Source organism: Thauera butanivorans, from assembly GCF_048398245.1.
Classification (GTDB): domain Bacteria; phylum Pseudomonadota; class Gammaproteobacteria; order Burkholderiales; family Rhodocyclaceae; genus Thauera; species Thauera butanivorans.
In genome coordinates this window covers 2,208,399-2,223,223 of the sequence record NZ_CP183038.1, presented here as the reverse complement: position 1 = coordinate 2,223,223, position 14,825 = coordinate 2,208,399, and the positions used below count along the sequence as shown (strand labels likewise).

The window sequence follows — 14,825 nt, the reverse complement described above, 5'->3', positions numbered from 1 at the left end:
GCACACCGGATTCCTAGATTCGGAGCCCAGCCTTTCGGCTGTTCGGTGCGGTCGGCACGAGGAACCCGGTTGGCCCTGTTGCCACCGTCTTTCCTGAGTTCATCGCCCGCGACGGTCAGGAGCGCGCGGACGGGGGCCGTCAAGGAGACAAGCGCAGGGTTGGTGCGGCCCGCAGCGCAGCGAGGACACGGCCCTGCGCGCCTTGACGGCACACGGACGCGGGCTACAGTCGCGGACAAGGTGATGGAGTCAGGGAAGACGGCTGGACATGGCAACGGCCTTCCCCATACGCCGACCGCACGGCAAGCGAAGCGCGCAGGCCCGAAGCTGGAAGCCGGGCCGGAGGCGTCAGCCGAGCGGAGCGAGGGAACGATGGAAGCCCGTCAGGGGCGAGACGCCACAGGCGGCTCGATGGGCCACGCGCACGACAGCGCGACCGGCCATCTCCCAGGTGGCCGGGGACGCCCAAATCGCAGTAGGTACCTGAAAGCCAATCGGTCGACGAAGACTCGGGTACCGACAAGCCCGCCTTGGTTAAATACGCTGCGCAGCGTCTTCAATAACAGGGCCGGAGCATGAGTTCACCCCAGACAACAAACCCGCAGCAAGCCTGTGAGGCCATCCTCATCGAAGGAAAGCGCTACAACATCGAGCACGGCATCCTGCCCAGCGAGAACGCCGTCGCCGACCGTCTGCTCGCCCGTGGCGTCGAGCTGAGGGACGCCTACGGCGAGTTGTACGAGAAGCTGCACCCGCGCCCGCCGGCACTCAAGGTCTTCCTGGACCTTCTGCTGAGTACGGCGGCGTTCTGGAGCCCGGAGAAGATCGCCCAGGCACGTGTCGCCCGGGACGAGCTGGCCAGCGTCAACCGGCAGATCGCGCGGAAGGCCGAGGAACTGGCGCAACTGCTGGAGCGGCGTACCGACCTCAACAACACCTCCGGTTTCAGCAGCGAAACGCACTACCACGTCTGCGACGTGATCGAAGCGGCATCCGACAACAACTACTTGTTCAACTCCTGGGTCAAGGATCGCCTGGATGCCCTTCGCGGCCAGTTCGACCTGAAATACTGGCCCTCGCTGGATCAGTTCCTTCGAGAACTGGCCGCCGACGCGGAGAACGCCGGCATGGAAGCCACAGATCCTTTGACTGCGGCGGCCACCGTGGCGTCGCGCCCGTCACGGGCCGACTTCTTCAAGGCGCTGTTCGCCTCCATCGAGGAAAACAGCGCACGTAACTACGGGCTGCTACCTACGGGCTTCAAGCTTACCGACGGCACCCTGGCCTCGTTGGCGAACTGCGCATTGGACCTTGGGCCAGACGAGTTGGCGGACAGCACCTATGTGAAGCGGCTTCGCCAGCGAGAACGCAACGGCGGCAAGTGACGACGTGCCGTCGCCAGCGAAGCGCAATCTCCACTGAGGCGCAGCAAAAAGGGGGCCGAAGCCCCCTTCGTCACAGCCAGCCGCGTTCGGCGAAGGCCGTCGTCTGGTCGCCTGCAACGATGATGTGATCCAGCGTGCGCACCTCGATCAGCGCCAGCGCCTCCTTGAGCCGCTGAGTCAAGGCTAGATCGGCAGCGCTCGGCTCGGGATTCCCGCTCGGATGGTTGTGCGAGAAGATCACTGCCGCCGCGTTGTGCTGCAGTGCCTCCTTGACCACCTCGCGCGGATGAACCTCGGCGCCGTCGATCGTTCCGCGGAACATCTCGACGTATTCGATCAGCCGATGGCGCGTATCGAGAAACAGGACCGCGAAGACCTCGTGCTCGAAGCCCGCGAGCTTGGTGCGCAGGTACTCCTTGACCGACGCGGGCGAACTGAACTCGGTACCGCGCTGCATCTTCTGGTCGATGACCCGACGCGCGGCGTCCAGGATCTGGTCGGCCGACGCCGGCAGATAGCGGCCACGGCCGTCACGCACCAGCAGCGAGGCATCAGAAGAGAGGGAAAGCTGCGACATGATAGTGCTCCGGTTGCTCGGGCGGAATTGCCCGGAACCGGCGCCAGCACGGCGCAGCGCAAGCAGTCAGGGGGCGAAGCCGGCCGCCAGGACGCCAGCGCGCAAGGCGCGCGCCGCCCTTGACGGCGAGAACGCCGTGGTACGGTGAAGGAAACAGCAAGACCGCCCCACCCTTTCGTAGCCCCCTGCCCTTGCAAGAGGAGCCCGCAGACCCTCAAGGGCCGGAAGCGCCAGGGAACAAAGCCGGATGGCCGCGATTCGGCACGAGGCCGTGCGGTACAGCCTGCGAACCCGAGGCGGGGAACCCAGGGAGACTGCTACAAGAAGCAAATGACATTGAAGCCCAAATGAAGCACAATGTAGCTACAAAAAGCTTGGGGCATGTAATGGCAAGCAGCAGTGATGTCGTTCGCGCCCGGATTGACGGGCATATCAAAGAGGAAGCCACGAACGTGTTGGCAGGAATGGGTTTGTCCGTGTCGGACGCCATTCGGATGCTGCTCACGCGCATCGCAGCCGATAAGGCACTTCCTTTCGATATCAATCGGGTGCAGGCCCAACCCGAAACCAAGAAGCCATGAGCTTCTGCCTGAAGAACTCCAAGAACGCTAAGGTCAGGGCCTGAACGCATGGATCGCATACAGCAGCTCAACTACGAAAAGGACTTCCGCATCGCCTTCCTGGAATCCAAGGGGGACGGATTTCAGCGTTTGTTCGAGAAGCTGATGTCGAAGGTACACCCCAACGACTTCATGGCTTGCCGGCCCTGGGGCAATGTTGGAGATCGGAAGAACGACGGGTATCTACCTTCCGCGCGAGTCCTGTTCCAGAGCTACGCGCCGAATGAAATGAGCGCCGCCGAAGCCACCAAGAAGATCAACGAGGACTTCGAGGGGGCCAAAGAACACTGGGAAAAATATTTTGATGAGTGGACCTTTGTCCACAACGCACCCGATGGGCGTCTCGGCCCCCACATCATCGAAGCCCTGGCCAAACTCAGGCAAGACAATCCGAAGATCAGAATCGGACATTGTGGATACGAGGAAATGCTGGCGAAGTTCCGTCAGTTGAGCCTTCAGGATCTTGAATCCTGGTTTGGCCCCTCACTGACTATGGAAGCGAACGTCAACCTGGGCTTCAGCGACCTGGCCGCTGTACTCACCCATATCAGCATCACGCCCGTACCCACGACGAGCGAGGTGAAGGACGTGTCGCGCGGAAAGATCGAGGCCAACCTCCTGTCTCAGGCTGTTGCCGACTTCCTGAAGATCGGCATGCAGAAGTCGCCGCTCGTTGCACAGTTCTTCAATAGCTGGAAGAACCCTACCTACGGCGAGCAGATCGCACAGGCGTTCAAGACCGAATACGTGGGACTGCGAGATGGTATTCCTCAGCTCCACCCTGATGAGATATTCGGACGCCTTGAAGTATGGGCCGGAGGCACGGCGAACACCACGCCCGCGCACAAGGCAGCCGTGTTGGCCGTGATGGCCTATCTGTTCGACAAGTGCGAGATCTTTGAAGACGCTCAAGCGGTGGTGACGGCATGATCCTGCCATCCAAGCATCTGCCGCAGGATCGAGCGCTACTGACCGTCGGCGCGCATGTTTTGACGTTCCTCGCGCACCCCAAGACTGTCTCCGCGCTCTGGGAAGAATTGAACAGGCATGACGCCGGCCTGGCGGCGACGCCCCGGCGCATTACCTATGACTGGTTCCTGCTCGCCCTCGACCTCCTGTACGCCCTTGGAACTATCGAACTCGAAAGCGGCCGTGTTGCACGGAGGGCAGCGTGATTCATCACATCTTCAGCACGCTGCCTAGCTTCAAGAATCTTGGAGATCTGAAGCCCGGCCTGAATGTGCTGCTCGCCCAAAAAACCGAAGGGGCAACCACCAAGCAAACACGCAATCGCGCCGGCAAGACCAGTTTCGTTGAGCTGGTACATTTTCTGCTTGGCGCCGACGCCGGACCGGACGCGATTTTCCGCTCCCCGGAACTGGCTGAATACACCTTCGGCATGGACTTCGATCTGAAGTCAGAACGGACGGTGGTCGAGCGCAGCGGTAGTTCTAAGGCCAAAATCTTCGTGACCGTCCCGCCTGCCGCGAAGGTCAAGTTCTCGGCCACCGAGTGGTGTACGTTCCTCGGCGAACAAATGTTCGGCCTGAGCAGCCTTGAAGCTGCAGGCAGCAAGCCGCCTTCGTTCCGGTCACTGTTCGCCTACTTTGTGCGCCGACAGGCGAGTGGCGCGTTCATGACACCGGAGAAGCAGGCCACGATGCAGGGCACCGGCGACATGCAAATGGCGCTGATGTTCCTGCTCGGGTTGGACTGGCAGATCGCCCGAGATTGGCAAGCTGTCCGTGATCGCGAAAAGACCCTGGAAGAGCTGAAGAAGGCGGCTGGGAACGGCGCATTCGGTTCAATCATCGGCAAGGCCGCCGACTTGCGCACTGAGCTCACCATTCAAGAAGCCCGTCTCAAGAAGCTCCAGGCGGAAGTTGAGACTTTCCAGGTCTTGCCGGAATACCGGGAACTGGAAGTCGAAAGCGCCACATTGACACGGCAGCTCAACGAGTTGGCCAACGCTAACACTATTGACTTCTCAGTCATTCGTGATCTAGAAGGCGCACTCGCCTCCGAGGTTCCTCCAGACCATGAAGACCTTCAGGCGGTCTATCAAGAAGCAGGCGTCGTGCTACCTGGCTTGGTTAAGCGCCGTTACGAGGACGTAAAGAGCTTTCACGAATCGGTGGTTCGTAATCGCAAGGACTATCTGTCCAGCGAACTCGAAGCTGCCAGGCTGCGTATCGAGCTGCGCGATAGCAAGAAAGCGCAACTCGACCATCGGCGCGTTGAAATTCTGGGCATTCTCAAGAGCCATGGCGCGCTCGAACAGTTCCTCAAGCTGCAAGGCGAACTGGGGCGACTTGAGTCCGAAGTGGAATCATTGCGGCAACGCTTTGAAGCCGCCGAGCAGCTCGAAGGCACCAAGAACGAGTTGGAGATCGAGCGCAACCGTCTCACGATCCGCCTACGGCGTGATTTCACCGAGCAGAAGGATCGACTGGCGGAGGCCATCGTCGCCTTCGAGGAAACCTCGCAACGCTTGTATGAATCGGCCGGTAGTATGACGGTCGACGAAACCTCCAACGGACCGATCTTCAAGTTTCCGATGCAGGGCGAACGCAGCAAGGGCATCAAGAACATGCAGATTTTCTGCTTCGACATGATGCTTATGCGCTTGTGCACCAAGCGGCAGATGGGGCCAGGATTCCTGATCCATGACAGCCACCTCTTCGATGGCGTTGACGGGCGCCAGGTCATCAGTGCGTTGCGCCTTGGCTCGGAGATCGCGCAGGAACTTGGCTTTCAGTACATTGTGACAATGAACGAGGACGATGCCTTCAAGGAGACCATCGATGGCTTCGATCTCAACGAGTATGTACTTCCCACGCGCTTAACCGATGCCACCGAGGATGGCGGATTATTTGGCATAAGGTTTGGGTAAATATATTGGTAGCCGTTGGGGTTTAGGCAGCGGTCCATCGCGACCCTTAAGGAAGAAAAATGGATAAAAAGACCAAGGGATCGTGGTTGATCCACCACACAAACAAGCTGCAAGGGGTCACCAACCAATCCGGGTATGAGAAAACCTACTTGGCGGGAAAGGCCGGCATATTACTTTCCGCTATTTCCGCCAACAAGGACACCACTGTCAACAATGACAGGCTGGCAGTTTTGGCGAAGGCCGCCAACATCAATGCAACATTTGAGCTTCCAAAGCTTATTGAAGTATTGCAGCAGCAGAAGCTCATCGACAAATCATCAGGCGGAGTTGCTGTGCTTGGCGTAACAACCGCCACGGCATTGCAGCACACCTCTGACCTCTTCGACTCGCTCACCCCCGGTGCCAACGAAGTTGCTTCAATCGCACTTGCAGAGCGCGCCTCAGTAGCGCCGATTCTCGCAAATGATGTCGCCAATGATTTGGCGGATACGTACAGGCTGGCATCCGCCGATCTAGGCCAGCTATTCTCAGAGGCAGAGCAGATTGGTTTTGTCGACGCTGAGAAACTTGGTGGTAACCAGACGCTGTTGTTCAACGGCAACCTTTTTCGCCGTGACACCACTCAAAAGATCAAAGCCGTCCTGGATTCGTTGAGCGCGGCAGAGCAGGCGAAGCTCAATGAGCTTACCGAAACATTGCGGAAGCGAGCATGTGTCAGTACCGACCATGCAAAGCAGTTTCTGGGGGAGGCTCTCTTCCAGAAAGTGACGGCGATCGGCCTATTCGACATCAGTGTCGTCAGTAACTCAACAGAAGATGTTGGTTTCCTGACCTTGCCGTCTGCGTTCTCCAAGTACAGCAATTCGATGATTGATGATGCCTTCGACCTTGCGAAAGCCTTTGTCAGTTCCGTTACCTACGGCATGACAAAGAGCTACTACGAGCGCGGGCAAATTCAGATGGTCGATGCCTTGTTGGGTGCTTTGGTGCGGGGCGAAAGCGTTGGTCCGGTCCGGGCGATCGCTGAAGATTACAAAGTGCTCGAATTGAAGGGAGTAGTTGAAGTAAAACAAGGGACCAAGAAGGGGCGTACCGGCCCGATGCTTCGTCTTCTGAAGACAGAGGTTGGCGAACTGGCTCTTCAAGCGATTCGACAAGGGGATGTCAGCGAGCATTCTTTGAACGCACTACCGACGGCGGCAGTTACCACATTCAACGGCCCTGAGCACAATCGTGAGAAGGTTCGGAGGACACAAACCAAGATGAGTCCGAAAGCAACGAACGATATGCTCTCCATCCTCCGGACAGGAGGTGGGCTGTGAGCAAGAGTCAACAGGCCTTGTCCAAGGGGCCGAAGATGGAAGAGCTGCTACGCAGCTATTTCCTTAAGGCCGGGTATTACGTTGTTCGCGGCGTTCCGTTTGTGTACGAGGGTTTTGATGTCACTGATATTGATCTGTGGCTCTACAGCCGAACGTCTTCCGTATCGCGCGAAGTTGCCTTGGTTGATGCCAAGAACAAGAGAACCCCCCAGGCCATAGAACGCATCTTCTGGGTGCAGGGATTGCGGATCGCCACGAAAGCGACAAACGCGATCGTTGCAACGACGGAGAAGCGTCAAGAAGTCAAAGATTTTGGCCGAGATCTTGGCGTGCTCGTTCTCGATGGCAGCTTCCTCGGAAAGCTCGCCAATTCGGATGACCCAAATGCAACGAGACTTTCGGACGAAGAGTTTTTTGCCAGGATAAACGAATACTCCCTGAGTAAATTGGACGGTGACTGGCGAGGACGAATAGTTCTTTCCAAGAGCCTACTGGCCAAATCGCTTTCGTTCGACAGTTGCAACGAATGGCTTGGCCAGGGAAGATTCTTTGCCGAGCAATCCATCACCAAGGGAACCCAGCGTGAAACAGCTCTCAGGTGTCTTTACCTGGTGTGCTCGTTCATTGCCATTGCAGTTGACTACTGCATGAAGGAGCTTTCGTTCCACGAGCAATCCGAGCGCAGCGCGCTAATTAAAGATGGATTCACGTATGGTTCCAGAGGCAGCTCGGGCTTGAAGAAAGTATTGAATGTCGCAATGGGGCTGGTCGAAGAACATGCGAACGATGGGCCAGCCATTTCCCGGCAAGTGAGAGCAAGCGTTGAGAAGCAATTGTCCCAACTGAATACGTCTATCCTGGGGGACTTCTTCTCGAAGAACGATGTTGCTCGGACGTTATTCACTGTCGCCAAGGAGTTCGAGCAACTGGCTATGGCAAGGGAGTTCACTTCTCATGGTGCCGCGAGCATCGAGCTTCGAAGTACGCTTTTCTGCTTGCTCGACTTCTGGGGGATCGACAGGGTGATGTTTTCGGAAGCTCTCGGAGCAAAGAGCTGAGCGTCTGCAATCTGATTGTCGTATCAGCGATGCGTCAATCCAGCGGACTGAGCATTGATGCTTGGCTTGACCAGTGCGCGGACGATTGGAGTGTTACCGAACTCGCATATATGCGAGTCATCATGCACGAAGATCGCATCGAATACCGAGAAGGCGCCCATGTCCGTCAGGAGTGGCATTAAGTGCGATGCCGCCTTGGTGTAGTCGATGGCTGGCAGCGGCCAGTTGTCATAGACGATCAGCCAGTTGGCTTGGTGGCGAGCGAAACCTTCTGCCATCGCCTTCGGCATTTTTTCCTTGACGTAGTGCGCCATCGCCGCGGCCCATTCGCGCTCCGGCGAGTCACCCCACCAGCCTGAGCCTGGCTCATCGTCCGCGATCTCGCAGCGAAGTTCATCGGCCGTCTTCCTAGGCTCCCCAGGTAACGCATGGGGTGTGAAGTAGACATCCGGCCCTAAGCCTTCCCTCTGACGGAGGAAATCGGCGCGGGCGATGTTCTCCGGAACAGCTTCGGTATGTTCGATCCCCACGTCCGCACCGGGCATTGCCAAGAGGAAGTCCGGCTTGTCGGAATGGGTCAAGGTCAACGGAAACGAGAGCCGATCAAACGTAAGCGGCCGGCCATCCCACCTTGGCTAGGCATCGGTGTGGGATGCCGCTAGATTGGCTATCGGAGGTTCAGGATGCGCCGGGCACCGCTGAGCACTATCAGCGCAATGACTGCGCCAATCACGAGGTCAGGGTACGAGGAGCCCGTCCAAGCGACCAAAACACCAGCGACTATCACCCCCGCGTTTGCGATCACATCATTCGCAGAAAAAATGTAGCTTGCCGTCATGTGGGCGCCCCGATCCCGCTTCTTGGCGATCAGCACCAGGCAGGTGACGTTGGCGATCAATGCGACCAGCCCGATACTCATCATGAGCATGGACGCCGGCTCACTTCCCACAACTGCCCGCCGAACGACCTCCAAAAGCGCGCCAAGCGCAAGCACGACTTGCAACCAACCAGCGATGTGCGCTGCCTTCATCTTCAAGGCGGCGGCGCGGCCCACCGCATAGAGCGCCAGTCCGTAGACCGCCGCATCGGCGAACATGTCAAGCGAGTCCGCTATGAGACCTGTGGACTGGGCGATCAGGCCAACGATCAACTCAAAGACAAACATCGCACCGTTGATAGCGAGCAGCAGCTTTAAGGTCCGAGCCTCAGAGGCATTCCCCTCTGCGTCTGGGGCCGTAGACTCGTCGCTTTGCACGCTGTCCAACACTTGCGCGCCGAGGTTGAGAGGGATGAGACGGCCCAGCAGCTCTTGCGTACTTCCCCCATGCTGCACGGTGAGTACACGGTCCTTCAGATCGAAGTCCAGTGCCGCAACAGCCGACGCATCGGCCAGCGCCATCCGAATGAGATTCTCCTCCGACGGGCAATCCATCTTCGGCACGGAGAAACGCGTCTTCCACTGCCCGCCTTCGGTGCGCCTCTCGCTTGTCAGCAGAACCGCACCCAAGTTCAGGGGCGTCAGCTTCTGGGCGATCCTGGCGGGCTCGCCCGAGTGCACCACCCGGAGCTGCCGATGGGCCAGATCGAAGGTCATCGGCCCAACCCCGGTCAGACCACCCAGCGCCATGCGAATGAGGTTCTCCTCGGAGGGGCAGTCCATTCCCGGAACTGAAAATGTGCTCTCCACGGAAGCAATGGCGCTTGGGGCCTCGTCGACCGTCTGCGAATTGCAACTGCTCGAGCAGCTACTGCTTTGACATGTACTCATGTCCCGTATTAGAAACCCTCAAGTAGCTGTAGAGTCAAGCGGTAGGTAGGCAAATATGAAAATCGGTGAACTATCGTCATTGGCAGGGTGCTCCGTTCCCGCGGTGCGCTTTTATGAAGCAGAGGGCCTTCTGCAGGCGCCCCTGCGGGCCGCCAACAACTATCGGCAATATGGCCAACAGCATGTCGACAGGTTGGCCTTCATCGTTCGGTGCCGCTCGCTGGACATGTCGCACGACGATATCCGGGCTCTGCTGCAGTTGCAGGACGACCCCGCCATGTCCTGCGACGAGGTCAATGCCTTGCTAGACGATCAAATGCGCTTGGTAGAGCAGCGAATCGCCGAGTTGCAGGCGCTGCGCAAGCAACTGCGTGCCATCCGCAGTACCTGTGCGGGAGGGGTATGCGTTGGCGATTGCGGTGCACTTGAATCGCTGCGCAGCGCCACTGGGGCAAGCTGGCCAACCGTTCGCTGAGCGGAGCCTCAAATAACGACATTCAGCTCGGTGCGAACCAACGATGCGGTAGCAACTCGTGAACCAGGCTAACCCGTTGCGTCGGCAAGCGAGCCAAAACGTCCTTGAGATACGCATAGGGATCATGCCCATTGAGTCGTGCTGACTGGATGAGCGTCATGACGGCTGCTGCCCTCTGACCAGCTCGTAGGCTGCCCGCAAAGAGCCAGTTGTTGCGGCCAATGGCAATCGGCCGAATCTGGTTCTCGATCCAGTTGTTGTCCACGGGCAGCTGTCCGTCATCGACGAACCGGGTCAAAGCCTCCCAGCGCCGCAAGCTGTAGTCCAGCGCTTTGGCGCTTGCCGAGCCTTCCGGCACCTTCTGGCGTTGCAGCACCATCCACTGGTGCAAGGCATCAAGCAGCGGCTTCGTTTGTTGTTGCCGGATGGTTTGGCGCTGATCGGTCGCAATCTCCTTGACCTCACGCTCGATCTCGTAGACCCGCGCGAACTGCTGCAGCGCGACCTCGGCGATCTGGCTTTGGTTCGCCGCGTGCAAATCGAAGAACTTGCGCCGCGCGTGCGCCAGGCAGCCGACCTCGGTCACACCACTTGCGATCAAGGCCTTGTAGCCGCTGAAGTCGTCACAGGTGAGGCTGCCTCTCCAGTCGCCCAGGAAGCGCCGGGCGTGTTCGCCCGAGCGCGATTCGCAGAAGTCGTAGACGACCGCCTTGATGTTCTCGAAGGCGCCCGTGGCATAGGCCCATAGGTACGCCCGGTGCGCCTTGCCGTTGCCCGGCTTGAGCATGGACACCGGCGTCTCGTCGGCATGCAGCACGCGGCGCTGCAGCAGCTCTGTCCTCATGGCGTCAACCAGTGGCTGCAACTGCACGCCACACGAGCCCACCCATTGCGCCAGCGTGGAGCGGGGGATGGCTAGGCCGGCGCGGCCGAAGATCGCTTCCTGGCGGTACAGCGGCAGGTGGTCGGCGTACTTGGCCACCAGCACTTGCGCCAGTAGCCCAGTGGTAGGGATGCCTTTGTCGATGATGTGAGGATCGACAGGCACCTGGTGAATCGTCTCGCACTGGGCACAGGCCCACTTGCCCCGGATGTGGCGCTCCACCGTGAACACGCCGGGCGCGTAGTCCAGCTTCTCGGCCACGTCCTCGCCGATGCGCTTCATCTGGCAACCGCAGGCGCAGGTGGTGGACTCGGGCTCGTGGCGGATCTCGCGCCGCGACAGGTTGGCCGGCAGGGGTGCGCGTTTGGGGACTTGCTTGTCTTGGCGGCCTGCCACTGGCGGCGTGGCCTGCTCGATCTCATCGGCCACCGCCTGCAGGTCCTCATCCAGCGATTCATCGAGCAGGCTCTTCTGCTCGGCGCTGAAGCGCTCCGACTGTGCGGCGAACTTCATGCGCTTGAGCAGTGCGTTCTCGTGCGTGAGCTTGTCGATCTGCGCCTGCTTGAAGACCGCCTCTTGGCCCTGGCGTGCGATCACGCCGTCTCGCTCGGCCAGCTCACCCATCAACGACAGCAGGGCCGCTCGCATCTGCTGCGGCTCCAGGGTGTCAAGGTGGTCTGCGGTGATCACGGGAGAAGATGATGCGGCTAACATCACATTCGCGCATCGGTGCAAGCGCTGATTGCCTGGCCAACGACCGGAGCACTCAAAGTACAGTGATGACTCCAGCCTCGCCGACGTTCTTCCAGGGCAGGCCCAGCACGAGCGCATCGAACTGCGTTCGGCTGAGTGTGGCGGTGGTGGCGGCATCGCGCGGCCAGACGAACTTGCCGCTATTCAGGCGCCGGGCCGCCAGCCAGACACCGATGCCGTCGTGCACCAGCACCTTCATGCGGTTGGCTCGTCGATTGGCGAACAGATAGGCGTGGTGTGGGCGCGCTGCGCCAAAGACAGCCACTACCCGGGCGAGCGCCGTCTCGGTGCCTGCTCGCATGTCCAGCGGCTCGGTGGAGAGCCACAGCGCATCAATGCGGATCATCGGAGCCAGTCGCGCAGCCACGCTGCACATGACGCTGCATCTTCCAGGGGCCAGTTCACGGTGACTACGCTGGCGCTGCGCCGAACATCAACGCGAATCGCACGCGACACGGGCGGCGAGCTGGTCTCGGTTGCTGGGAGCTGTTCAACTGGTGGAGGCAGATTCAGCGCAACGAACTCATTCCGGGGCGCTGGCAACAGGGAGTCTGCTTGCTCGCGCATCCAGCGATGAACGATGTTGGCGTTGATTCCGTGTGCAAGCGCTACGCCGGCCACTGACGCGCCGGAGACCTGGCATTCGGCCACGATCTGGCCTTTAAGTTCCGGGGAGTAGTAGTGCCGCTTGGGGCGCTGGGCGATCGTGTCGTTCGCCATAGTGTGCGTGATGTTCATCGTGCACACGATGCCTCGACACTGGGTCTATCTCAAGATGGGATTGCCGGACGCTTACGATCAAACGGCAGCGTTGCGAGCACATGCGCGATGCAATAGCGTTCTGCATGGTGGTTCCGGCGTCCCTCCGATCGCAGGGGGACGTCGATATCGAGTTTGGCAAGCCCGACCCTTAGCTCCGCTGGGGTGTCTGCACGCAGGATGATTTCGGACATGGGACGGTCACGCCTCTTGGCTGGCAGCCGCGTGACTGCGATGCAGGTCCGAAACCACCGCGATCAACCTGTTGATCGGTTCTGCCAGCCGCTTCGGCAATACGCGGTGCTGGGTATGGGTTTTCAGGTCGGCGATCCAGCGATGCGCAACCCACACGTCTTCTTCGGGATGATTGTTGTCAACGCCGTTGCAATACTTGTAGCCAACAAGCGCATCAGTGTGCGACAGCAGGATGCGCGCCATCGTCATGTGGAAGCGATGGGCTTGCAGATCCGCCGGGCCTTTGGGACGCGGTACGGTCAGCCGCAGGCATCGCTGGCTATTGAACTCACTCCAGTCGGGGCCAACGACCTGTCCTGCGCGTTCGAGCATCTTGCGCGACTGTTCGTTCTTGCCATTGACCAGGGCTACGGCGACCGTACCCTTCGGGTACTCCAGCTTTTCGGCGAGCAGGTTCATCCAGCGCACCAACTTGTTCAGGGTCTCATCGTCGGCAAACACAAGGAACTGATGGCGCTGCTCGTCGTCCAGAAACGCCGGCAATTGCGCGTAGAGGGGGTACAGCAGGTCGTGGAGATAGATGTAGGTCTGCCGGCGTCCTTGCTCGTGGCTCCGCGTGGTTGCGGTCAATACCCGCTGCGCCCACTCAGGCGTGAGTTCGTCCAGCGTCATCTCAGTGATGTCGATGGAGATTAGCGGAAATCCGAGCGACTTCCCGATCAGTGCCTTGCGCCCGTCGAAGGCATGGCCGAGTTCGATTTCAACGCCGCCTAGCACCATCGGCTCAGCCTGGACCGGCGGGCCAAGCACAGCAACGTCGAGCCGGAATTTGCTGCCGAATGGCGTCTCCAGAGGATGCTCGGTTGCCACCCGGTCGGAGCCGAGCAACAAGTTGCCTTCCAGCGGATAGTCCGACGCATCCATATCCTTGAATGCCCACGGCATCGCAAGCCCAGCATTCAGGCGTCGAGAGAGTTCGGCCGCGACAAGTTCTTTCGCTTGCCGGTGTTCGGGACTTTCCTGCACGGCGCGCCACCGTCTGGCTTCTTCATCGTCGAAGTGCGCTTTGGGGTTGAAGGTGTTCTGGGCAGGGAGCATCCGGAAATGGGAACGCCGACGCAGCTTCCCGTTTTCAAAGGAGGGGTTGACCCATGTCACCATCTGACGCGATGCGCCGGGAGACACCAGAGGCCACAGCTTGCGCGCGTGTTCCCGGCTGCGAACATCGCGCGCGGCAATCATGGTCTGGAAAATCCCTTTTCGAGAGAAGACAACGATCGCCTCGTCCATTTCCTGTCTGTCTCTTATGGCGATACGGCCGCTAGTTTCGTGGTGCCATCCAGCTTGCGGTGAATCAACGACACCAGCGTCAGGATGTCCAGTGCGTCCTGTTCGGACATGGGCCAATTCGTTTTGGGTGCATGGGCCAGCGGATTACGCACGGCGCCGAACAGGCCGATCAGCAGGTTGGCGAAGCCTTTCTGTTCGCTCTTTTCGGACTCGGTGGTAAGCGGTCCCAAAGCCAGAACGGGCTGCTGACCCGCGAATGCCTTGTTCACCAGGTCAGCGCCATCGCCGTTCAGGCCCGACAACAGGCGAATCCGCTCCGCAACGCCTTTCGTTGCCTCCAACACGGCATGGAAGTAGTTGTCGTCCAGCAGCTCGGCGCGGCAATAGTTCAGCACTTCAGCATGGACGACGCGGCTTTCGAGTGCGGCCTTGAGTCGGCCCGCGCGGGCGCGCGCGGCATCGAGCGTTGTGGCCTTATTTGCATGCGCGACTTTGCCATCTTCGCGCACGTAGAAGCCGGAGAAGGCCAGGACGACGTTGAGTTCGTCGCGCCGCCATGCAAACGCTGCAGCGTCGCGGGCATAGTTCACCGGATTCATCGCGCGGTTGATAAACATGATGAGATGGTTGCCAAGCTGATGCTGGTTCTGCGCACCGGCCAGCGCATTGAACAGCCGCTTCCACTTGGTCATACCGGGCGATGTGTCCACGACCTCGATCTCCTGTAGCAACCGTTCGATCTGCGTTCCGCTCAAGCCGCGCTCGGTGTCGGCGAGGACGCGACAAGCGGCTTCAAGATGCTGTGAGCTGAACGGTGGAATACGTATCATGAGCTCTTCTCTTCCGC

General features: G+C 59.6%; 17 protein-coding genes. 8 read left to right on the top strand and 9 right to left on the bottom strand.

Features of this window, described 5'->3' with window-relative positions; all coding sequences use genetic code 11:
- The first annotated feature begins 575 nt into the window (after nucleotides 1-575).
- Nucleotides 576-1,385: a hypothetical protein gene (locus tag ACNQFN_RS10720; protein ID WP_418648759.1), complete on the top strand. Its 810-nt coding sequence runs from the start codon at nucleotides 576-578 to the stop codon at nucleotides 1,383-1,385.
- Between the two features lie 70 nt (nucleotides 1,386-1,455).
- Here ACNQFN_RS10720 and radC read toward each other — a convergent pair whose 3' ends face one another.
- Nucleotides 1,456-1,962: a RadC family protein gene (gene radC, locus ACNQFN_RS10715; RefSeq protein WP_418648758.1), complete on the bottom strand. Its 507-nt coding sequence runs from the start codon at nucleotides 1,960-1,962 to the stop codon at nucleotides 1,456-1,458.
- Between the two features lie 386 nt (nucleotides 1,963-2,348).
- Between radC and ACNQFN_RS10710 the strand changes: the two genes are divergently transcribed.
- Genes ACNQFN_RS10710 through ACNQFN_RS10685 form a run of 6 tightly spaced genes read left to right on the top strand, consistent with a single transcriptional unit; the run spans nucleotide 2,349 to nucleotide 7,855 of the window.
- Nucleotides 2,349-2,543 (top strand): type II toxin-antitoxin system RelB/DinJ family antitoxin, encoded by a 195-nt coding sequence (locus ACNQFN_RS10710; protein ID WP_104727288.1) that lies wholly within the window; start codon nucleotides 2,349-2,351, stop codon nucleotides 2,541-2,543.
- A gap of 48 nt (nucleotides 2,544-2,591) precedes the next feature.
- A complete protein-coding gene (locus tag ACNQFN_RS10705; RefSeq protein WP_418648757.1) occupies nucleotides 2,592-3,512 on the top strand; it encodes an ABC-three component system protein in 921 nt (306 codons plus the stop codon).
- Nucleotides 3,509-3,757, top strand: coding sequence for an ABC-three component system middle component 6 (locus ACNQFN_RS10700; RefSeq protein WP_263088735.1), 249 nt, complete (start codon nucleotides 3,509-3,511; stop codon nucleotides 3,755-3,757). Before ACNQFN_RS10705 ends, ACNQFN_RS10700 begins: the two co-directional genes overlap by 4 nt.
- Nucleotides 3,754-5,475: an ABC-three component system protein gene (locus ACNQFN_RS10695; RefSeq protein WP_263088736.1), complete on the top strand. Its 1,722-nt coding sequence runs from the start codon at nucleotides 3,754-3,756 to the stop codon at nucleotides 5,473-5,475. Before ACNQFN_RS10700 ends, ACNQFN_RS10695 begins: the two co-directional genes overlap by 4 nt.
- A 59-nt stretch (nucleotides 5,476-5,534) precedes the next feature.
- Complete coding sequence (locus tag ACNQFN_RS10690) at nucleotides 5,535-6,797, top strand: hypothetical protein (protein WP_263088737.1); 1,263 nt, start codon at nucleotides 5,535-5,537, stop codon at nucleotides 6,795-6,797.
- Nucleotides 6,794-7,855: a hypothetical protein gene (locus tag ACNQFN_RS10685; protein ID WP_263088738.1), complete on the top strand. Its 1,062-nt coding sequence runs from the start codon at nucleotides 6,794-6,796 to the stop codon at nucleotides 7,853-7,855. The genes ACNQFN_RS10690 and ACNQFN_RS10685 overlap by 4 nt, the downstream gene beginning before the upstream one ends.
- 23 nt (nucleotides 7,856-7,878) lie before the next feature.
- On the opposite strand, the gene ACNQFN_RS10680 is transcribed toward ACNQFN_RS10685, so the two are convergent.
- Both ACNQFN_RS10680 and ACNQFN_RS10675 read right to left on the bottom strand, forming a co-directional pair.
- Nucleotides 7,879-8,436, bottom strand: a complete 558-nt coding sequence (locus tag ACNQFN_RS10680) for a hypothetical protein (protein WP_418648756.1) — start codon at nucleotides 8,434-8,436, stop codon at nucleotides 7,879-7,881.
- Between the two features lie 86 nt (nucleotides 8,437-8,522).
- Nucleotides 8,523-9,623: a cation transporter gene (locus ACNQFN_RS10675; protein WP_077446928.1), complete on the bottom strand. Its 1,101-nt coding sequence runs from the start codon at nucleotides 9,621-9,623 to the stop codon at nucleotides 8,523-8,525.
- 55 nt (nucleotides 9,624-9,678) lie between these two features.
- On the opposite strand from ACNQFN_RS10675, the gene cadR reads away from it, so the two are divergent.
- Nucleotides 9,679-10,098 carry a Cd(II)/Pb(II)-responsive transcriptional regulator gene (gene cadR, locus ACNQFN_RS10670; RefSeq protein WP_010791743.1) on the top strand — a complete coding sequence of 140 codons (420 nt, stop codon included), beginning with the start codon at nucleotides 9,679-9,681 and terminating at the stop codon, nucleotides 10,096-10,098.
- A 22-nt stretch (nucleotides 10,099-10,120) separates the two neighbouring features.
- On the opposite strand, the gene tnpC is transcribed toward cadR, so the two are convergent.
- The 6 genes from tnpC to ACNQFN_RS10640 form a co-directional block, all read right to left on the bottom strand.
- The gene (gene tnpC / locus ACNQFN_RS10665) at nucleotides 10,121-11,671 is read right to left on the bottom strand and encodes an IS66 family transposase (protein ID WP_031757192.1); all 1,551 of its coding nucleotides are present in this window, start codon (nucleotides 11,669-11,671) and stop codon (nucleotides 10,121-10,123) included.
- Between the two features lie 76 nt (nucleotides 11,672-11,747).
- Entirely contained in the window at nucleotides 11,748-12,080 is a 333-nt protein-coding gene (tnpB, locus tag ACNQFN_RS10660; RefSeq protein WP_003121550.1) for an IS66 family insertion sequence element accessory protein TnpB, read from the bottom strand.
- Nucleotides 12,077-12,472 (bottom strand): IS66-like element accessory protein TnpA, encoded by a 396-nt coding sequence (tnpA, locus tag ACNQFN_RS10655; RefSeq protein WP_006217728.1) that lies wholly within the window; start codon nucleotides 12,470-12,472, stop codon nucleotides 12,077-12,079. The genes tnpB and tnpA overlap by 4 nt, the downstream gene beginning before the upstream one ends.
- A gap of 32 nt (nucleotides 12,473-12,504) precedes the next feature.
- Complete coding sequence (locus tag ACNQFN_RS10650; protein ID WP_418648755.1) at nucleotides 12,505-12,687, bottom strand: hypothetical protein; 183 nt, start codon at nucleotides 12,685-12,687, stop codon at nucleotides 12,505-12,507.
- 7 nt (nucleotides 12,688-12,694) lie between these two features.
- On the bottom strand, nucleotides 12,695-13,978 hold the full coding sequence (locus tag ACNQFN_RS10645) for a hypothetical protein (protein ID WP_418648754.1): 1,284 nt from the start codon (nucleotides 13,976-13,978) through the stop codon (nucleotides 12,695-12,697).
- 14 nt (nucleotides 13,979-13,992) lie between these two features.
- Entirely contained in the window at nucleotides 13,993-14,808 is an 816-nt protein-coding gene (locus tag ACNQFN_RS10640; protein WP_418648753.1) for a TIGR02391 family protein, read from the bottom strand.
- Nucleotides 14,809-14,825: the final 17 nt, after the last annotated feature.